Source organism: Haloferax sp. ATB1 (assembly GCF_000730175.1).
In genome coordinates, this window is record NZ_JPES01000046.1 from 1 (window position 1) to 18,301 (window position 18,301).

The 18,301-nt window shown below is 56.8% G+C and carries 19 protein-coding genes and 2 pseudogenes; 14 read left to right on the forward strand and 7 right to left on the reverse strand.

Annotated features, from left to right (window positions below; translation table 11 throughout):
- Positions 1-544 precede the first annotated feature (544 nt).
- Positions 545-1,822, forward strand: coding sequence for a phage integrase SAM-like domain-containing protein (locus ATB1_RS07475; protein WP_042663041.1), 1,278 nt, complete (start codon positions 545-547; stop codon positions 1,820-1,822).
- A gap of 180 nt (positions 1,823-2,002) precedes the next feature.
- On the opposite strand, the pseudogene ATB1_RS24355 reads toward ATB1_RS07475, so the two are convergent.
- Together ATB1_RS24355 and ATB1_RS07485 are read right to left on the reverse strand one after the other, a co-directional pair.
- Positions 2,003-2,888: pseudogene (locus ATB1_RS24355) on the reverse strand (hypothetical protein).
- A gap of 53 nt (positions 2,889-2,941) precedes the next feature.
- Positions 2,942-3,238 carry a PadR family transcriptional regulator gene (locus ATB1_RS07485; RefSeq protein ID WP_042663042.1) on the reverse strand — a complete coding sequence of 99 codons (297 nt, stop codon included), beginning with the start codon at positions 3,236-3,238 and terminating at the stop codon, positions 2,942-2,944.
- A gap of 134 nt (positions 3,239-3,372) precedes the next feature.
- On the opposite strand from ATB1_RS07485, the gene ATB1_RS07490 reads away from it, so the two are divergent.
- The gene (locus ATB1_RS07490; RefSeq protein WP_042663044.1) at positions 3,373-3,540 is read left to right on the forward strand and encodes a DUF1931 family protein; all 168 of its coding nucleotides are present in this window, start codon (positions 3,373-3,375) and stop codon (positions 3,538-3,540) included.
- A 64-nt stretch (positions 3,541-3,604) separates the two neighbouring features.
- Entirely contained in the window at positions 3,605-4,114 is a 510-nt protein-coding gene (locus ATB1_RS07495) for a hypothetical protein (protein WP_128081434.1), read from the forward strand.
- A gap of 59 nt (positions 4,115-4,173) precedes the next feature.
- Here the strand turns inward: ATB1_RS07495 and ATB1_RS21970 are convergent, their stop codons facing one another.
- A complete protein-coding gene (locus ATB1_RS21970; protein WP_157837727.1) occupies positions 4,174-4,314 on the reverse strand; it encodes a hypothetical protein in 141 nt (46 codons plus the stop codon).
- A gap of 106 nt (positions 4,315-4,420) precedes the next feature.
- Here ATB1_RS21970 and ATB1_RS07500 point away from each other — a divergent pair, with 106 nt between their 5' ends.
- The 5 genes from ATB1_RS07500 (at position 4,421) to ATB1_RS07520 (ending at position 7,133) form a co-directional block, all read left to right on the forward strand.
- Positions 4,421-4,786 carry a helix-turn-helix domain-containing protein gene (locus ATB1_RS07500; RefSeq protein WP_042663046.1) on the forward strand — a complete coding sequence of 122 codons (366 nt, stop codon included), beginning with the start codon at positions 4,421-4,423 and terminating at the stop codon, positions 4,784-4,786.
- Between the two features lie 173 nt (positions 4,787-4,959).
- Complete coding sequence (locus ATB1_RS07505) at positions 4,960-5,304, forward strand: hypothetical protein (protein WP_042663047.1); 345 nt, start codon at positions 4,960-4,962, stop codon at positions 5,302-5,304.
- 78 nt (positions 5,305-5,382) lie between these two features.
- On the forward strand, positions 5,383-5,763 hold the full coding sequence (locus ATB1_RS07510; RefSeq protein ID WP_128081435.1) for a hypothetical protein: 381 nt from the start codon (positions 5,383-5,385) through the stop codon (positions 5,761-5,763).
- A gap of 105 nt (positions 5,764-5,868) precedes the next feature.
- The gene (locus ATB1_RS07515) at positions 5,869-6,564 is read left to right on the forward strand and encodes a GAF domain-containing protein (protein ID WP_052367855.1); all 696 of its coding nucleotides are present in this window, start codon (positions 5,869-5,871) and stop codon (positions 6,562-6,564) included.
- Positions 6,561-7,133, forward strand: coding sequence for a HAMP domain-containing sensor histidine kinase (locus ATB1_RS07520; RefSeq protein ID WP_042663051.1), 573 nt, complete (start codon positions 6,561-6,563; stop codon positions 7,131-7,133). Before ATB1_RS07515 ends, ATB1_RS07520 begins: the two co-directional genes overlap by 4 nt.
- Positions 7,134-7,246: 113 nt before the next feature.
- Here the strand turns inward: ATB1_RS07520 and ATB1_RS07525 are convergent, their stop codons facing one another.
- From ATB1_RS07525 to ATB1_RS07540, 4 genes are all read right to left on the reverse strand, one after another.
- The gene (locus ATB1_RS07525; RefSeq protein ID WP_128081436.1) at positions 7,247-8,431 is read right to left on the reverse strand and encodes a PAS domain-containing sensor histidine kinase; all 1,185 of its coding nucleotides are present in this window, start codon (positions 8,429-8,431) and stop codon (positions 7,247-7,249) included.
- A 288-nt stretch (positions 8,432-8,719) separates the two neighbouring features.
- Entirely contained in the window at positions 8,720-10,222 is a 1,503-nt protein-coding gene (locus ATB1_RS07530) for an ATPase domain-containing protein (protein ID WP_052367858.1), read from the reverse strand.
- Positions 10,223-10,310: 88 nt separating this feature from the next.
- The gene (locus tag ATB1_RS07535) at positions 10,311-10,886 is read right to left on the reverse strand and encodes a response regulator (RefSeq protein ID WP_042663053.1); all 576 of its coding nucleotides are present in this window, start codon (positions 10,884-10,886) and stop codon (positions 10,311-10,313) included.
- Positions 10,879-13,038, reverse strand: a complete 2,160-nt coding sequence (locus ATB1_RS07540) for a PAS domain S-box protein (protein WP_042663055.1) — start codon at positions 13,036-13,038, stop codon at positions 10,879-10,881. The genes ATB1_RS07535 and ATB1_RS07540 overlap by 8 nt, the downstream gene beginning before the upstream one ends.
- 485 nt (positions 13,039-13,523) lie before the next feature.
- On the opposite strand from ATB1_RS07540, the gene xseA reads away from it, so the two are divergent.
- The 6 genes and pseudogenes from xseA (at position 13,524) to ATB1_RS24545 (ending at position 18,301) form a co-directional block, all read left to right on the forward strand.
- Positions 13,524-14,576: an exodeoxyribonuclease VII large subunit gene (gene xseA / locus ATB1_RS07545; protein WP_042663056.1), complete on the forward strand. Its 1,053-nt coding sequence runs from the start codon at positions 13,524-13,526 to the stop codon at positions 14,574-14,576.
- A gap of 2 nt (positions 14,577-14,578) precedes the next feature.
- The gene (gene xseB / locus ATB1_RS07550) at positions 14,579-14,761 is read left to right on the forward strand and encodes an exodeoxyribonuclease VII small subunit (protein WP_042663058.1); all 183 of its coding nucleotides are present in this window, start codon (positions 14,579-14,581) and stop codon (positions 14,759-14,761) included.
- Positions 14,762-14,964: 203 nt separating this feature from the next.
- A complete protein-coding gene (locus ATB1_RS07555; RefSeq protein WP_042663059.1) occupies positions 14,965-15,213 on the forward strand; it encodes a hypothetical protein in 249 nt (82 codons plus the stop codon).
- Between the two features lie 6 nt (positions 15,214-15,219).
- Positions 15,220-15,642: a hypothetical protein gene (locus tag ATB1_RS07560; RefSeq protein ID WP_042663060.1), complete on the forward strand. Its 423-nt coding sequence runs from the start codon at positions 15,220-15,222 to the stop codon at positions 15,640-15,642.
- Between the two features lie 28 nt (positions 15,643-15,670).
- Positions 15,671-17,407: a hypothetical protein gene (locus tag ATB1_RS07565; RefSeq protein WP_082256332.1), complete on the forward strand. Its 1,737-nt coding sequence runs from the start codon at positions 15,671-15,673 to the stop codon at positions 17,405-17,407.
- A 2-nt stretch (positions 17,408-17,409) separates the two neighbouring features.
- Positions 17,410-18,301 (forward strand): annotated as a pseudogene (locus tag ATB1_RS24545) (hypothetical protein).

Here is an 18,301-nt window from a genome sequence, read left to right on the forward strand (position 1 = left end):
TCGCCCAACTCCATCACTTAGGTGAATCTCGGGCCCACCGAAGCTTGCGGCCGATTCATAGCTGGTGAATGATTCGATGGCATTAGGGCTACGTATTATCTCTCTTCACAAGGCAATGCCGATCCTCCACCTCCCTGGATTCTTTTTCGAAGACTACTGTTCATCAACGCGTCTACGGTGGAAAATACACTCTTGTGCCGGGATGCAAATGTACACAATATCGCGTATTCAAGTCTTCTCCCCTCTGCTATGATAGCGTCGGACTTTGATTCGCACGTGGACCGCTTTGCTCAGCGCGGCTCAGATTATATATAGTGGTATACGATTTATAACTACCTCTATGTCTGACTCAGGGCCTGTATCTCCGGTTTTCCATGGATTCGGGTGTATTCCCAATTGCTCCTGATTACACGAATAATCACGACCACTTTGAAGTACCCCGCCGCCGTCGGTGAAGCACGAATGCTGCAACCGTCTCACGCCGGCGCTTCCCCTGGGGTAGAGGCACCGAGACCGGGCCCGCAGGACGGTGGAGGGCCGGTGGATGCCTGATCGAGCGCTTTCGACGCCACTTAACGACAGCTTCGAGCGCTACCTCCAAGACAAGGGGAAAGGCCGCGGCGGCGACGGTGGGAACTATCGACGTAACGCTGCACGCGAGCTCGAACGGTTCGCCGAGTGGGCCGCCGGCGACCGCGGCGCCGACGACTGGACCGGGATCGTCCCCGACGACTGGACCGGGATCGTCCCCGACGACGTCGACCGCGAGCCGACCTTCGACGATCTCGACGAACGCGTGTTCAGGGAGTACGCCCGACATCTCGGTGGAGATCGGGGACTCAAGCAGAACACGGTACAAACCTATTACCGCTATATCTCTGCCTGGTGTGGGTGGTGTGTCAACGAAGGGTATCTCGAGGCGCATTACGCGCAGCGGGCGAGTGCGATGGCGCCGCTACCGGAGGACGATGGCCGAAAGCCCGGCGACCAGCAGGCCTGGACGTCCGAACAACGCCACGCCCTCACCCGCTACGTCGACGAACGGGCTCGCGACACCGTCGAGGCATACACGACACTCCCGGAGGATACTGACTCCCTCGATAAGCAGCGAGCGCGCTACGGAGCGCTGAAGGCGGCTCGTGACCGGGCTCTAGTGTTCGTCCTCGCGTACACCGTGTTCGTCCTCGCGTACACCGCCGTCCGCGTTGGCGAACTCCTCCGAGACCCAAACGACCCGCGCCGGCGCGGCGTCCGCTGGGAGGACCTCTCCCTCGACGATGGGAGTATGGACGTCTACCGGAAGAAACAGCAGTGGGATGCCGCGAGTCTCCCTGACCCGGTGATCTCGCCGCTGCGGAGCTATCGCCAGCTGATGGACCCATCAACGGAGCGCTGGCCGGTGTTTCCGACGTTCGACCAACGGACGCTCGCAGAGCTCGTCCAGGATGAGTTCTCTGACCGAGGGGAACGCCCAGAGGCAATTGCTGAGCGGCGTGATGAGTACGCTCGCGACCTACTGCTGGCGCTTGATGAGGATATCCGGCCGCCGTCAATCACGACGGACGGCGCACGGTCGATTCTCCAACGGCTTTCGGAGGCCGCCGAAATCGACATCGCCCATCCGAAACACGATTATCTTGCCCCGCACGGTGGTCGGCGAGGGATGGGTGAGGTGCTTGTCCGTGCGTTCGGCTACACCGTCGCTGCTCGTTACTTGGATAACTCCGAGGAAATGGTGAGAGAGCGTTATTCACATATAGAAGCTGGTGAACTTGGTGATGTCGCAACTGAGGCACTAGAAGAGATTGATAGTCTCACATAATGAGGCGCTTCCTCTGATGGACGACATTGCTGCGTCAGCACTAGGTTTATACCGCTTGACGGACTTCTTTCCAATATGAGCCTCGAAGAGACGGTTGACTACCTCGCCGAGGAACTCGACCTCGAGCGAAGTGAACACGTTCGCGAGGTCGGACAGTCGGTCGCCGAGCTTCGCGACTGATCAGAACATTTCTCTGAAGTCCCGTTCGACCAGTCCGTTCTCCAGATACGTGATGAACTCTTGTTTCGTTGGTTCTTGACGGTCAAGTAGATCGTCCCGTCCTGCTCGTTCGAGAACTGCCTGCGCGAAGTCCGTACAGTGAGATTCGTGCTGCCCAGCATACTCTGTGAGGCTTCTCGCCAGTGCATATCCAGCTTGAACTCGGCTAATCGGATTTGGATTCCGCCTTTCCGTTCGACGAGATCGACGTCCAAATCTTCGAGTTGCTTGAAACGGAGATTGTTCCGGCGGACCGTGATGAGCCGCTTGGAATCAATGATGTAAGGATCGACCCACTCTCGCCAGGTGTCGTCGTCGACGTGCGTTCGTGGCATCTCAAAATCCGGGTCCACACTCTCAATACAGAACTGAAGCATCGCGATACCAGTTCGATGATTCGCATTCGGGAGGGAATGTCGGAGAATCAAATTCGACATCACTTCTCCAGCGACGGTCGGCAGTGGTGCGCCCCAGGATACGTGATCGAGTGCCTGCTGGATCTTTTGCGGTTCGAACTCCTTGTAGAGCCGGAACTCATCCTCATCTCGAACATCGACCGCGGCTTCGAGCAACTCTACTAACCGGAAGGCGACAACCTGCCAGGACGGGGGAGGTCACGAATACGGTCGCTCAGCCATTCCTGATCGAAGTCAATATCTTGAGCTGATTCGATCTCTGAATCGCCTTCATAGAGCACATAGACCGGTGTTTCAAAGGGGTACCCGATGAGCTTTGTCGACTCGTCGGATTGCTCTCGCTGAGACAGGATTTCTGCAACCGATGCCGAGCTGTATTTGAGTGAGAAATTCTCGGCCTGTGGGTGATGATAGAAGACAAGCCGAGTCATCTTACTGTGTATTCGTCGGAGGTGGGTAAAGCAGTCCCGTTTTTATAATGATTCTACGACGGAGTGGGTGCGTTCACGTCTTCTAAATACTGACTTTCCCACTCACGTCGCGCCTCGATTTCCCGCAATCCCCGTTGTGTGACCGTGTACACGTTCGTCCGCTTGTCGAGTTCACCCTTCTCCAGCAGTCCTTTGTTGACGAGGTCGTCGAGATTCGGATAGAGCCGGCCGTGGTTGATCTCCTGTTCGTAGTAGTCGTCGAGTTCGTTCTTGATTGCGAGCCCGTGCGGTTCCTCGAGCCCGGCGGTAATGTACAAGATGTCCCGCTTGAACCCAGTTAGATCGTACATCTACCTGTTCCCTATTTTTGAGGGGTGGCATATGTTCTCTCTGGTACTCGGAGGGGAATACGGTATGATTGGGCCGGAATCTCGCGTAAGAACTTCGAACCTTTATATGGTGGACAGGAGAAGTCCGCGATGGAATGTCTGACCTAATCGTCAAGGCAGCTGTGAAGGATGCACTGTCAGATCAGAATGTCTCGGCGGATTTCTACGACGCCCTCGATGAGGAGGTCGCCGAACTGCTCGAAGACGCCGCAGAGCGTGCCGAGGCCAACGACCGGAAGACGGTCCAGCCTCGCGACCTGTAGTTCAATCATAGGAGGACAGTACCCTACTAGTATTAGACATCTGAATAGAAACAAGATGGGATTCATGTCACTCCCGTCGTTAGTCGTCGGAGGGCTTTGTCTGGACCTCTTGGGTGCTCTCGTCCTTGCTGCGCCGGATTTACCCGGCCTGAAAGAACGGCTCACCCCAGAACCACTCGAAGAAGCTCGCTCACAGTTCATGGAGCTCGGTTATCTCTCCGAAGACGATCCTCGATATGAAGACATCAGTTCCGTTGTACAGCAAAATGTCGAGTGGTTAGACGAGAGTCCCTACCGACTCGTTATTGATCACTATCCTGCTCGAGGGACTGAGGCGATGTATGTGGTCTACGAGGAAGATGGACTGGGGCCATTCGATGAACTCGAGGATATCGATATGGTTGAGGCTCAGGAGCGAGACTCTTTCGATTGGGTTGCCGACAAATCGGTTGTCTATGAATGGTTGGGGGATGAAATCGTTCGGATGAAACACCAGGCTCGGCTGATCCGGGGCATAGGTGCTATCGGGATTGCGGTCGGCTTTGCCCTCCAGTTACTGTCGTACTTGTTGTGACTGTGTGAACGTGATTCTTCATGTCACGTACCCCCTTTGGTGGTCACGGGGTCTGGTCGCTAATACGTGGCCTGCCCGTGGTTCTCGACGACGTTCAGGATCTGACCGAGACCATTGAGCGCTGTGCGGGCGCCGCGAATCGTCTTGATGACGCCGCTGGCGAGGCGAACGACCGCAGTGATGATCGATTGTGCCGACATTACACGCATACGTAGTGACTCCAGATATATAGTCTTTACCGATATGGTAACACCCTCTATTCTGGAACCGTATCCCTTTTTGATTATTGCTGCATACAGCTAGATTATGAGCCCAAAACAGCGGGATGAGCAATCTTCGCTTCCGTCTGATCTTTCGGTTCTGCAAAACAAGGGAGCGCTGTTCATCTTGATGGCGCTTGGATCATCCGATGATGGGCTGACATTCACCGAAATCCGTGACCGGACGAACCTTTCCAACGGGACGACACAACGGCAAATCCGTGACCGGACGAACCTTTCCAACGGGACGACACAACGGCGGTTGAAGCAGCTACATGAGTCTAACTGGGTCCGAAAAGAGGCCGAGTTCGATGATTCCGGATCTGCTGTAACCAGATACTACCTCTCGGAGGAGACTGAGGAGCTCTGGGACTCGCTCAAGGAGCTTGGCTCTACATTGCTCGGCAGCTGACGGGCAGTTCTTTGTTAGTAGAACCCTTGAGAACCCGTCAAAGGGGTATTTTCACCAAGCGTTTTCTGTATGGATAAGGCATGCGAGGTAATGACGCATAATCGGCCGTCAGGCGAACGACGCATAATCGGCCGTCAGGCGAACGAGACCAGCACCATCGGATTGTGTGTGCGATGGCAGAAGAATTCAGAGACGACGGTTACAGTGTTGCTATCGATGGTGACTGTGAGGTCCCAGAAACGGCCGAACTTCCCGAGTACGACAACTATCCATCTGGGTGTGGCGACGGTTCTGACCGCGTCCCCGATGTGTTCGCTACCCAACCTGGTGAGACCGATCAGAATATTGAGGTCGAAACGGCGAGTACCATCTCGGACGACCGAACCAAATGTCAGCTCAAGACCTTCGATAACGAAGGCGAAGCAGTAGTCGCTATCCCCGATGATAACTCGTCGGAACTCTACGACAATTTGGACGACTGGGGACTCCGGGGCGATGTCTCCGTTTGGACCTATTGAGACTGACCTTCATAGGCGGATGGGTCATCAAAGCCGAGCGAGGGCTAGGTCTTTGTTTTAGCTGTCCGGAATATGTCTATGGCCGAGACAGAGGAATTAATCGACTATCTGGAGTCCCGAGCAGGTGATTCCCTTCGAGCAGTTGGCAAGTATAGTGGCGAGACGTGTAGTCTCGAATATGTACGCGATGATCTCGCTCATGAGAAGGTTCGTGATCGGTTAGAGGCAATTCAGGCGAATATCACATGGTCGTGGAACCCGCCTGAAGACTCTGTGCTTGAAGAACTCGGTCCGAAATCAGCGTCGTTGCAAGTCCGTGAAGCGGCGGTTATCTTGCATCTTCCGGCCGAAGACAGAGAGGGTGTCATCATCGGTCTTGAACCCGGTGCTGCTAGCGATCTCACGTCGTTTATCACCGACTGTATGCGGTACGTTGGCGACACCTCAGGGGTAGACTGATTCGCTTTGTTCTATACGGGATATCGACCCAACGGAATTCAATCACAGTACTGGGTGGCCCGAACCCAAACATAATACTTGCGTGTCTCGAAACGTAATATAAGAATGGCCTCAGAAGAGTCGCCCGACCAATCTGAGGGGGACCCGTACCGACGGAAGGTGTACCTGATTCGGGAAAACCAAGAGCTGACCCTTTCTGAGAAACTCAATCGACTGCTTTCGCTGGGCTGTGAGTATCTTGATGTCGAAAACGGGCATATCAAACGGGTCGATAAGGAGCGAGGCGTCCACGATGTCATTGCGAGTACCGGTGACGATGATGAATTCCCCGAGGTTGGTGGGCAGCACACGCACGCAACGACGTTCTGTCGGCGGACCATCGAACAGGACTCACCACTGGCGATCTCCCATGCCAGTGAACAAGGATGGGGGGACGATCCTGCGTACGAAACGCACGGGCTTGAGTGCTATCTCGGCGCGACGATCTCCGTTGAAGGAACGACCTATGGCACGGTTTGCTTCGTCTCCCAGGCGCCCCATGCCCGTGATTTCTCGGCTTCTGAACGCGCATTCGTTGAGCTCGTCGCTGGCGTTGCCGGGACGGAGATTGAGGCCAAGCGATACGAATACAAACTCGCAGACCGCGACCGCCTGAACGCCGTCCTCAATCGCGTTCTCCGGCACAACCTCCGGAATACGATGAATGCCGTCAGCGGCTACGCTGAACTGCTCACCCAACGGCTCACTGGCGACGACCAGGAGTTGGCAAACCGGACCAGGAGTTGGCAAACCGGATTGTGATCAGCGCTGACAACCTCACCGAACTCGGCGAAACTGCCCGAAAACTCGAGAACGTCGCCCGCGACACCGGGCCACCAAAACGACAGGAACTCGACGGACTGCTGTCTGATCTGGTTTCTGAGCTTCGTGAGGCGCACCCAGAGGCAGAGATCGATACCGGGATACCCGATTCCCAGACTGTCTTTGCGAACGAGCATCTGAAACCCGCGCTGTATGAACTCGGGGAGAACGCTATCACTCATACAGAACATGAAGACGGTGACCCGGAGCTGGAGATACGCGTTCATTCAGATCAAGACGACTGGGTTGTAATTGAGGTTGCAGACAACGGGGCTGGACTTCCGGAGATGGAGCGGAATATTCTCGACGGGCAAATGGAAAGCCAGCTTGAACACGGGCAGGGGTTGGGATTGTGGTTCGTCTATTGGACCGTTGTCCGGTCCGGAGGCAAGCTTACAGTCGCCGTTGATGAGGGCACGGCGATTCGGGTCTGGCTCCATTCCGAGGATGTCCCTGACGATGATCTACAGTGGTATCTCGACCTCCCGGCCGAGAACGACATAATATGACTACAGATGATGAAATGCGGAGGTTGCGCTCGCGCTGCTTACTTCCCCGGGTTCGGCACTACGCGTCTCAATACTGCCGTTCAGGGTACACATCAATCGACCCGTCGACGCCTCTATTTTGCCTCCACACGGTCAAGCTTGACGTTACGAATTTCAAATCGCGCTCCGCCTGCAGTCCCCTCTGAAATGGTGATCTCCCAGTCGTGGCCGTCGACGATCTGTTGGACAATCGAGAGGCCAAATCCAGTACCTTCCGCAGCATCTGTATACCCGGCTTCAAACACCTCGTCCCGTTTGTCAACAGGAATCCCTGGCCCGTCGTCTTCGACGTAGAAGCCTGTACTCTCATCGAGAGTCGCGACCTGGACTGTTACGTCTGCCCCACCGTGGTCGAGGGCGTTCCGGAAGAGGTTCTCAAAGAGTTCACTCAGCCGCCCTTCGTCGGCCATTATCACAACCGAGGTGTCGATATCGATTTCGAGGGTTGCGTTCGCCGTCTCAACGTGCTCCCAGCCCTGGCTAACGAGATCGGCCAGCGTGACTGCGTTCGGATCGAGAACCGCTTGCCCCTGCTCTGCGAGCAATAGGAGTTCTTCGATCATTTGTGCCATTCGTTCGTGTGCCCGTTCGACCGGCTCGAAATGTTCCGCGTCCCCAGACTCCCGTGCCAGTTCGAGACGAGCACGCGCGACGTTGAGGGGGTTGCGGAGATCGTGAGCGACCGTATTTGCGAACTCCTGCAGCCGTTCGTTCTGTCGTGCGAGTTCCTCTTCCCGTTTCGCCCGCTCGGTGACGTCTCGGAAAATCCCGATCCGCTCGGCTGCTTCACCCAATCCGGTGATAGCGTCCGTATTGAGTTCCATAACCAGGGAGTTCTCTTCATTATTTCCCCATTGGACTGTTGTTGTCGTGTCGTCCTCATCAATCCGGAGCAGCACCCGCTCTAACGACTCCGAGGGCGTGAACTCGAAGTCAGTTATCGGCTGCTCTTTCAGGTGATCGGTGTCGATGTCGAACGCTTCGGCGAAGGCGTCGTTTGCCTCGGTCACTGTACCATCCGGTTTCACCACAACGACTGGATCCGGGGTGGACTGGAAGAGCGACTCGAAGCGTTGATCACTCTGTTCCTTCTGGCGTGTGAGCTCCAGCGAGAGGCGACGCCGTTGTAGGAGATTATCGATTCGTGCGTCGAGTTCGGCCTTGCTGACGGGTCGTTGGATAAGCTCATCAACGATTTGCCAGATATCGCCAGAGAATTCATCTGGCGATTTATCGCCAGTTAATAAGAGGAACGGCAAAAACGTCGGAGCTGCCTCGGTCTTTATATTACGCAATTCATCCTCGAACTCCCCTAATGAGGGGGTGTCAAGAAGACACAAATCAAACTGGGGGGTTTCAATGAGGGGGTGTCAAGAAGACACAAATCAAACTGGGGGGTTTCAAACGGGGTGTCGGCATGGGTCTGAACGACATACTTCTCCTCAAGTTGCTCGGCGAGCAATTCGCGGTTCCGGTCGCTCTGCATCAGCAACAGGAGCGACGTCTGTTGGTCATCAGCGCTGTTCGAGGGGTCTATCACGTGTTACTCACCGTTCAGTAGAGGCTGGCGTCTCAGTCCATTCAGGGGTCCCGCTCAGGATGCCGCGAAGTTGCGTCAGGGGTTCGCCCACGGTGATGCCGTGCTCGGTGATCTTGAATTCGCGCAGCGTCCGCTCGAAGTCGCTGGTCCGCATTTTCAGCACTCCAATTACTTTCCGCATCTCACCCTGTAATTCGAGGTGCCGAAGGAAGACGATGTTGTCCGCGAGATAGTTGATTCCGACGTCGGTCGCCTGGAACTCCCCCGTGATACTCGACACCTCTTCGACTAACACGACGGTCACGCCCATATTCTTCAGATACCGATTGAGGGCGTGGAGGTGCGAGACCAGCTCGTTCTCGTCACCCTGAAGCGCGAGTTTATACCCCACGATCCCGTCGATCATAACGATTCCAGTGTCCTTTTCCTCGACCTCTCGGCGAACCATTTGTGCGAACTCTTGGGGCGAGGTCGCGAGCGGTTCGATTTCCTCAACGTTCAACGTCCCCCGTTCGCGCATCTGGTCGACGGGGATGTTGACGGCCGCCGATCGCTGTATGAACGTCGCCTCGGACTCCTCGAAGAGGTAGATGACCGACCGCTCGCCCCGACCGGCAGCCTCCTTCATGAACTGGGTCCCAGTCGTCGTCTTCCCGACCCCCGTCGGCCCGGAGATGACCGTCACCGTCCCGCGATCGAGTCCCCCATTAAGGAGTTCGTCCATCTCCGGCACCCCCGATGAAATCGGCTCCTCGACGAACTCTTGATCGTAGTCACCAGGAGTGAGCTCCGGATAGATTACCAGACCGTTGTCGGTGATATCCAACGCGTGGTCTCCATCCATTGTCGCCGACCCACGGAACTTCGGAACCCGGATCGAACGCCCCGTCGACGCGTACCCGAGTTCGATCATCCCGTCACTCATGAACTGCAGGTCGTCGTCAGGCGCATCCTCCGTCGCCTGGGTTGTGAAGAGAACGGTGGCACCCTGCTCGCTGAGCAGCCGCATGAACGAAAGGGCCTGCTTGCGGAACTGGTACTGATCAGTCGAGAGATATCGGAGTTGCGTGATCGGGTCGACGAAAACTCTGTCTGGGTCAAGATCAGAGACTCGGTCGGTGATCCGTTCGATCATCGGATCGCGTTCGACTTCGCTCGATTCGAAGATATCGTAGCTCTGATCCCCGGCGAAAAAGTCGGATTCCGGGCTCAGGTCAAGGAATTCGATGTCACTCACGTCGAAGCCGAGTGCGGCTGCGTTCTGCTCGATATCTGCAGTTGCTTCCTCAAGGTTGATGAACAACGAGGTGTCGCCCTCTGCGGCGCCGTGCGTCAAGTAATGGAGCCCCAGGATCGTTTTGCCAGTACCCGGTTCACCACGCACGAGATAGCTCCGGTTGGGGATCAGCCCCCCACGCAGTATCTCGTCGAGACCAGGAATCCCCGTCGACAGACGCTCGATCTGTTGCGTCTCACTACGGTTTGAGCCGGTGTCAGAACTGTCCGACATACCTGAGATGAAGGCCGGATATTTTAAATGAATTTCCCGTATCGAGACAGATTCAACCCGGCTATCTCATGAGAAACAGTCATTCAACTCAGAACTTGCGAAAGTTGGCTTGTGTGTCCGCTGCCAGAAACTCATCCAATGCTGTGTCGGCTCGCTGTTCGGCCGCTTCGACCTCTTTTACCAGCGTCTGATAGGCGTCACTCGACGCAAGTTCCTGTTCACTCATATTCGCTTCCATGGCTGATTTCTTGGAGATCACAGCGAAATACTCTCGAAACTCATCGTCGTACCGGGTCCGGGCTACAAGTGCCTCAACAGCGTCCCGGAGCTCCTCCTCAGACATCGGCTTCACAAAGTACTCGTCGATATCTAGCTCAAGGATGTCGTCGCCTGGGTCGACCGCAGTAAGCATTGCGACCGGCTGCTCGAACCCACGATCCCGAAATTCGGCTAACACCTGGCTTCCCGGCATCGTCGGCATCCGGCGGTCCAGCAGAACGACATCTACATCCTCATCCATCGCCTCAAGCGCCTCGTCTCCATTATAGGCAATTCGCGTCTCGTAGACGTCCTCCAGATAGAGCGCATACAGGTCGGCCAATCCTTGCTCGTCATCGACCACAAGTACCGTGATCTCACCCTGGTCGTCGGTCTTCTCAGTCATCGATGGAATCACTCCCTTGGACCTCATGGGGATGTACAGCTGGTCTGATGGTCGGTAGTCGCATCGTCACGACGGTTCCCCCATCGTCCCCAGTAGCGAAGGACAGCTCGCCGCCGGCGCTCTGGGCGATCCACTGCACCGACCAGAGACCGAGTCCGTTCCCGTGTTCCAGTTGGGTCTCCTCACCATTCCGGAGTACGGTCAGCTGTTCGTCGGGGATGCCGGGGCCATCATCCTCGACGGTGATTGTGACCCATCCATCCGCTGCATCCTCGCTCACGACAGAGACCCGGACTGATGGGGCTGTCTGAGTGCTATGCTCGATGGCATTCTCACAGAGCTCTCGAAGCGCCCGGTCCAGCTGGATAGTCCCAGTCACCCACGTTTCCGGAGCAGCATCAAGCCGAATGCTGGCTTCTGGGTAATCCTCGCGGAGCGAGGACACTGCTTGCTCGACGATGTCCGTGGTCGAAATAGGGGCGGGATCATTCTCCGGGTATGTCTCAGTCGAGAGCTTCCGTGCCGTTTCGCTTAAATCCAACAACTCATCAACCGCGTCAAGTCCATTTTTCCCAAGGGACTCTGGGACCGTTTTATTGGGATCGAGCGTCCGTTCCATCGCGCCCTTGACGACGTTCAGCTTGTTTCGGATGTTGTGACGGAGCACTCGATTGAGGACCTGTAACTGCTGATCGCGGCGTTTCTGTTCGGTAATATCCGTATACACGACGTACGCTCCGATGTTGTCGCCGTGCTGTTGAATCGGAACGACACGGATGAGGAAGTCGCGCCGGCCAGTTGCTGTCTCTCGCTTGCCTTCCATCTCGATCCGCCTACCCGCCAACCCTTGATCAACGAGCGACTGGGAATTAGCGTCTTCTCCAGGGGGGACGACGAGTTCAGTGAGTGACTGTCCTCGAATTTCTTCAGTCTCGTAGCCAAAGACCTCCTCGAACTCCGCGTTCACGTTCTGAATTCGTGGAGCTCCATCGACGAACTTGACTTCGGCGATGCAGTCGGTCGCGTTCTCGAACAGGCCACTCAGACGTTCCGTCCGTTCACTCAAGTCCTCTTCCCGCTGAGCGCGGGTAAGCGCCGCTGTCGTATTCGTGGCCAGGATGTTCGTCAGTTCTACGTCAGCCTCGTCGAACGCACTGGGTTCTGTTGCCCCGACACTCAACACTCCATGACCGCCGAGGGGGAAGCACATCACACTCCGAATCGGTCCGTAATCGAACGGGGTCTCATCCGAGTGAATATCGTCAAGCATTGTGGGGTCTTGCTGCTCGAAGGTTTTGCCAACCACTCCCTCGTCCCGTTCATACACCCCTGGCTCGGTCTCCAAGAGTTCGTACGTTTCGTCGGTTGCAGCCACGAGTTCGAGGGTCTCGGGCTGTGGCTCTTCGTCCAGGAGCCGAACGCCTGCGATATCGTAATCAAAGACCTGCTGTGCGGCGGTGGTCGTCACCTTCGCGATGTCCTGTTTCGTCGGGGCCCGTATCAACTCAGTCGTCACGTCGTGGAGACTGTTCAGGACTCGCCGCTGTTCATGCCGCGTCGTAACGTCGCGGACGCTGGCGAGTATGTGCGGCCGCCCGTCAATGTCGAGTGCAGAGGCGGAAATTTCGGCGTTGAGCTGTTCTCCGTCTTTGGTTCGACAGGTCAATTCCGTGGTGTACCCGTGACCGTTCTGCGTGACAGTACCGACGAAGGACCGGAATTCCTCGATTTCGTCCGGGTGGATGACCTCCGGTGAGGCCGAGAGGAGTTCACTCCGAGAGTACCCAAGGAGTTCACAGGCCTGTGGGTTACACTCGCGGATCGTCTCCGACTCCGGATCGATGATGAATACTGCGTCGTTGGAGGATTCGAAGTCGTTGGAGGATTCGAAGATGTTGCGGAACAGATCATGCTGGTGCTCGAGTTCCGTCGAGAGATTTGTCGATAATTCACGGCGCTCAAGCAGATTAGTGAGGCGATGGTGGAGCACCTGCTTTTCGGTCGGGATGGAAATGACCTCGTCGACAAGGTCCCACACCACAGGGTCGTGAGACTGGTTCTTCGTTGTCGTCGTGACTAGTAGATACGGGAGGAACGCAGGACCGGACTCCTCTTTGAACTGTTGCAGGGCAGAGTAGTGTTTTTCCAGCATCGATTCGTCAACGATGCAGAGGTCAAAATTCGCCTGTTCCAGAGACTGAGCGTCCGGTCGCACTACTTCATACGTAGAAGAGAGCCACTCCGCCAGACGGTCACCATTAGCGTCGTGGTTGAAGAGTAGGGCAATCTGAGCAGATTCCGACGCAGACCCTATGGCGTGTTAGCACCATGTCTCGCCGGTTGGAAGAGTAGGGCAATCTGAGCAGATTCCGACGCAGACCCTATGGCGTGTTAGCACCATGTCTCGCCGGTTGGTATCCACTCATGAGTGTACACTTACCAGTTAGGAACTGTATGTTAATTAGGAGCGACTTCAGATAAGAGTGATGGCCCAGATTCAAGAGCTGATAACCGCGAGATAATCGTCGCAAGGTTCACACACTTTATTTTTCACCTAATATGGGTTCAGAGATTATTCGCCGAGATACCGTCTTGGGGATAGCTTTTTGCAGGATCTACCAGAATCATAGAGCGAGAATGGCCGACTCAGGGGACGCTGGTGGACAAATTGGGAAATCTACCTCAGCAAATAATCTTAGCGTCACAGAATTGAACGAACGGATTGCGTCGGTTATTGAGGAGTCGTCTGTTCTCCAGGGCGTCCGCTGTATCGGCGAAGTCACCGACCTCCACCAGAACAGCACGGCGCTTTACTTCACGCTCACCGACGGCGACGCTGAACTCCCCTGTATGCTCTGGGCGAACCGCTATCGGGAGATGGATGCCGACCTCGAGGACGGGACCGAAGTTATCCTCGAGGGCGATATCGACTACTGGGTCGAGGGTGGGAAAATCGACCTGAAACCGTGGGAGGTGATCGTCGTCGGCGACGGCGACCAGGCAGCCGCCGTCGAGCGACTGCGAAGCGAACTCGAAGAGCGTGGCTGGTTCGACGACGAGCAGAAACAGCAACCGCCGGCGTTTCCGGAGCGAGTCGGCGTCGTCACGTCCCTCCGAGGAGACGCCCGGTACGACATCCAGAACGCGATTCACGAGCAGGACCCTACCGTCGACATCCTGGTGAAGGACGCCACCGTCCAAGGGTCGGAGGCGCCGACGTCCATCGCGAACGGCATCCACCATCTCGACCGCTCGGAGGACGTCGACGCGATTATCGTCGGCCGTGGCGGTGGGAGCGATTCGAACCTCCAGGCATTCAACACTGAGCGGGTCGCGGAAGCCATCTTCACCGCGAACACGCCCATCGTCACCGCGATCGGGCACACTGACGACCGGCTCATCGCCGATCAGGTGGCGGATGTCGCAACGATTACGCCGACGGCTGCCGGCGAGTATATCGTGAATTCCCGCGAAGAGTTCTTTGCGGGTGAGGTCAGGCCGCTGGCACAGCAACTCGAGGCTGCGTACGAAACGTTCCAGCAGGAACACGAACATGAACAGGAACTCGCCGAAGCAGTCGACGAGGCGGCCGCACCCGAGGGCCTCCCGCCAGTCTACTACAAGGCCGCAATCGCTGTGCTGCTGTTGCTGTTGTTGGCTATTACTGGTCTTTGGTTGGGGGTGATCTAAGCGTGGCAAACGATCAAGAGATCCACGACCGGCTGGCCCGTGTCGAAGAAATCACCGAACAGCTCGATGCAGACGAGTGTGAGCTCGATGAAGGGACAAGGCTCCACGAGGAAGGTCAGGAACTCTTGGCCGAGGTGCGGGAAATCCTCGACGACGGGCGTGGAGAGATCGTGGAACTCGAGTAGAACGCCGTCCCAACCTTAACCAACAGCCAACGGCATCCAACCTCATTGTTGGTTAACTGTGCTTTTGCGAGGTGAACGAGCTCTCTGGTTATAATTTACTTTAGATTTTTGCGGCAGTTGGTGGCCAGAAAGCATATACCGATCTTCTAGCTATCGCACCACCATGGACCGGGGCTCAACCGGTGCATACCCACCCCGCACATATGATCACACGGGCAGTCACCATCGAAGACATCGATGATCTGTACCTGACGTGGAACAGCCATATCAACGGTTCCGCCCTCTATCGCCGCGCCCTCCGAGATGAGATGGAGCTTCGCGACGTCGACCCCGACGAGCTTCGAGATCTCTTCGAACGGGCCCGCGAACAGGGCTACACGAAAGACGAGATCGTTGAGGAGACCAATCGCTACGGGGATCTCAAAGCACTCGTCGACGACGCAGAGGAGTAACCCGCTATGTCACAGGACAATACGCCCTCCGAGACAGCTTCGAATCGCGCCGAAAGCCAGTCCTCGGCGACGAGCAGGATTCCCCAACAGGCCGCGCTCATCGTGGTCTTCCTGAGCCTGTTCGCTGTGGAACCTGCCGCCGCACAGACGAACGCCGTCTGTAGTGCGGACAACCTCCCCAGTATGATCGAGGGCTTCTTCCAGCTTACCACGGCGCTGGGCATTGTTGGCCTCGCAGTCGTGTGGCAAGCCGACTCCCTTATCGAGATGTTCACGATCACGCCCGAGCAGAAGAAGGGCCTCAAGCGGCACAAACGGTCGGCGATGAAGTCCGCGGTCGTCCTCGTCGCCCTCGGGCCACTCTACACCGTTGCTGGGTCGATGATGAACCTCCCGCTGGCACAGTGCGTCGACCTCGCTCCCTGGTAGGCGACTACCACCCCCGTCGCGAGCCCCCATGACACAACGAGAGCTCTCCGTGCTAATGGCCGCCCTGTTCGTGACGAGCCTAGTCACGGGTATTGTCACTGCAAGCCCGCCACGACCGGGCACGGAGGGGAATGGGCTCACAGAGAATGAATCAGCGACGCTGTGGTCTCGCGATGCGGACAACTACATCACCCAGGAGGAGTACCAGCAGCGCTACGGCGAGAGCCGGACCGCGATGCACCAACTCGCGAATGGGACGGACATCACGTTCACGCGCCCGCCGGCGACAGCTGCAACGTGGACGCGAAACGATTTCACTGATCTTGAAGCCGGTGGGTCGGATACGTCCGTGCATCCGCGCCACGCGTCGCTCGAAGACGGGGTGTTCATCGAGGACGCCCACGCCACGGTGTTCGCAGTACAGCCGTCGACGCGAGGTCACTTGGAGTCGGGTAACACGCCGCTCTATATCGCGCCGAACGGCACGATGCGGGGGTTCGTCGACTATCGCGTTCGCGTCCCGAACGGAAGCTCTTCGGGGAACACGACCATCGAGTGGTCGCTCACGAGCAACGAGGTCGAGGAGGTTCGATTGAAGAAGGACAGCGAAACCATCGTCGAGCGTGCCGGCTCGCACACGCCGGCCCTCGACTACCAGATCGAGGATGACTGGAGTGCAAACCTCACGCTTGAAGCCGAGATCAGCGTCCGGTTGAAGAAGACCACGCGAATCGACCGAGGCGACGAGACCGATGTCGAGGTCACGTATCGTACCGAGTCGCTCAACGTCTCGGATTCGATCGCCGTCGAGATCTACGACCTCTCGGCGTACCCCTACTACGCCGAGTATCCCAATGGTGACGCCGGTGTTGCCATTTTCCAGTCTCGACCGTGGCAGGGGTACACGCTGACGGAGAATGGAAGCGCACGAGTGCGTGGCGTCTGGCGGTTCTACACCGCTCGAAACACCAACTGGGATACGCTCGTCAGGTCGGGTCGAACGGGCAGTACGACAGTTGAATCCGACGCTATCCCCGTGTACGTTCACGCGTATCCATCGAGAATAGGTCCTCGTGCCGAGCCCGTTCGCGATGGCCCAGAGATTATCGACACCTGGGGCACTGACCGACCGTCTCCGGTCGGCACGCTCGGCGAGAACATCAACATCGACATCGTCAACCAGTCGTACACGACGACGTACGGTGTTGCGGTTCGCGCGGAGAACGTCGACCGCAACGCGCTCCAGGTGGCGGGGATCGTGCGGGGTGTGAACGCCTCGATTGTGGCACCTGACGCTGGCTCAGAGCGGCAGCTCCGGCGCAGTAATCTGACTGTTGAGGTCCTCCGGCAGAACGAAAGTCAGGCCACACTCCGCATCGAGCTCCAGGATAACGAGACCGGCGCACCGATCGTGCTCAGCGATCCCGACCGACGATATCCAATCGGTGGGAATACTCGCAACGGGTACATCACGGTCGCGGAGCAACGCGTCGAGACCAACGCCTCCGGGGTGGCGATCGTGACGATCGACGAGCCGGGTATCTACACGGCTCGGTACCATCCGGGCTCGTGGCTCGGGCACAACCCCGCATATGTGAGTGCGACGGCTACTGCTCGCTGGCACCCGCTCGGAACCATCGACGGGTGGTTTGCGTTCATTTTCGAGGTCGGCTGGCAGCTCATCCCGTTTCTTGTGATGTTCTACGCAGGCAAGCGACTCCTCCGAATGCTCGGTCCAGAAGATATCTTCCAACGGAACCCATAGTCATGACTAGAAACCACCCACACATCAGTCGGCGAACCGCCCTCCGAACTGTCGCAGGTGCCGCCCTCGTGAGCGTCGCTGGCTGTCTGAACGACTCCGAACTGTCGCAGGTGCCGCCCTCGTGAGCGTCGCTGGCTGTCTGAACGACAACGGCGGTTCTGAGACGCCTAGTGACGGAACGACCTCCCCAGATGGCAAAGGCCCACTCACGCGAATCGCTGTCGAGGGGACAACACTCGTCGTCGAACTCTCCGAAGAGACGGACATCGACCAGGTCAACCTCATCCAACCGAACGGCGAACTATTCGGGAAACGTGACGTAGCTGCAGGTGCTCAGCAGGTCTCGTTCGAGATCGGCACCGCATATGCCCCCGGTGAGTACCAGATTGTCGCACTGAAGGGTGAGGAGACTGTCACAGAAACCTCCCTCGCTATCCAGCCGGAATTGGTGATACGAGATGTTGGGCTCTATCGGAATAACCCGGATAAGCATGGGACGAAGTCTATGGCGAAAGCCAAACGGATTCGAAAAAGAATGGGGAAGCATTCGTCACCGTGGAGAATACCGGGAGTGGTCCAGAAGCAGTAGTTGAACTTCGATTTACCGGGGATGTTCCCAATCCTGTCGACGATCCTCGTGGGAGTGGGATTTACGAAAAAGAAAGTGTCGTAGTCAGTGCAGGAGAGACAGTAGATCTCTTCAGCGACTCGTTCCCGTTTGGTTCGGAAATCGGGGAGGACGGTATGGGTTGTTCAACTGATGGAAATAGCGGGCAGTTTACTGTTGTACTGGAGACTCGAACTACAGGCCAACAAGTCACGAAATCCTACAACGTGGAGTACACTGGCTCTGACGAGATGCAGAACTGCGAGGTCACAATCAGCGAGGCTTGA

Bases quoted from the DNA above. Each gene is read 5' to 3' on its own strand.
- ATB1_RS07475 (WP_042663041.1), top strand. From the start codon at position 545: ATGCCTGATCGAGCGCTTTCGACGCCACTTAACGACAGCTTCGAGCGC.
- ATB1_RS07485 (WP_042663042.1), bottom strand. From the start codon at position 3,238: ATGTACGATCTAACTGGGTTCAAGCGGGACATCTTGTACATTACCGCC.
- ATB1_RS07490 (WP_042663044.1), top strand. From the start codon at position 3,373: ATGTCTGACCTAATCGTCAAGGCAGCTGTGAAGGATGCACTGTCAGAT.
- ATB1_RS07495 (WP_128081434.1), top strand. From the start codon at position 3,605: ATGTCACTCCCGTCGTTAGTCGTCGGAGGGCTTTGTCTGGACCTCTTG.
- ATB1_RS21970 (WP_157837727.1), bottom strand. From the start codon at position 4,314: ATGTCGGCACAATCGATCATCACTGCGGTCGTTCGCCTCGCCAGCGGC.
- ATB1_RS07500 (WP_042663046.1), top strand. From the start codon at position 4,421: ATGAGCCCAAAACAGCGGGATGAGCAATCTTCGCTTCCGTCTGATCTT.
- ATB1_RS07505 (WP_042663047.1), top strand. From the start codon at position 4,960: ATGGCAGAAGAATTCAGAGACGACGGTTACAGTGTTGCTATCGATGGT.
- ATB1_RS07510 (WP_128081435.1), top strand. From the start codon at position 5,383: ATGGCCGAGACAGAGGAATTAATCGACTATCTGGAGTCCCGAGCAGGT.
- ATB1_RS07515 (WP_052367855.1), top strand. From the start codon at position 5,869: ATGGCCTCAGAAGAGTCGCCCGACCAATCTGAGGGGGACCCGTACCGA.
- ATB1_RS07530 (WP_052367858.1), bottom strand. From the start codon at position 10,222: ATGTCGGACAGTTCTGACACCGGCTCAAACCGTAGTGAGACGCAACAG.
- ATB1_RS07535 (WP_042663053.1), bottom strand. From the start codon at position 10,886: ATGACTGAGAAGACCGACGACCAGGGTGAGATCACGGTACTTGTGGTC.
- ATB1_RS07540 (WP_042663055.1), bottom strand. From the start codon at position 13,038: ATGCTGGAAAAACACTACTCTGCCCTGCAACAGTTCAAAGAGGAGTCC.
- xseA (WP_042663056.1), top strand. From the start codon at position 13,524: ATGGCCGACTCAGGGGACGCTGGTGGACAAATTGGGAAATCTACCTCA.
- ATB1_RS07555 (WP_042663059.1), top strand. From the start codon at position 14,965: ATGATCACACGGGCAGTCACCATCGAAGACATCGATGATCTGTACCTG.
- ATB1_RS07560 (WP_042663060.1), top strand. From the start codon at position 15,220: ATGTCACAGGACAATACGCCCTCCGAGACAGCTTCGAATCGCGCCGAA.
- ATB1_RS07565 (WP_082256332.1), top strand. From the start codon at position 15,671: ATGACACAACGAGAGCTCTCCGTGCTAATGGCCGCCCTGTTCGTGACG.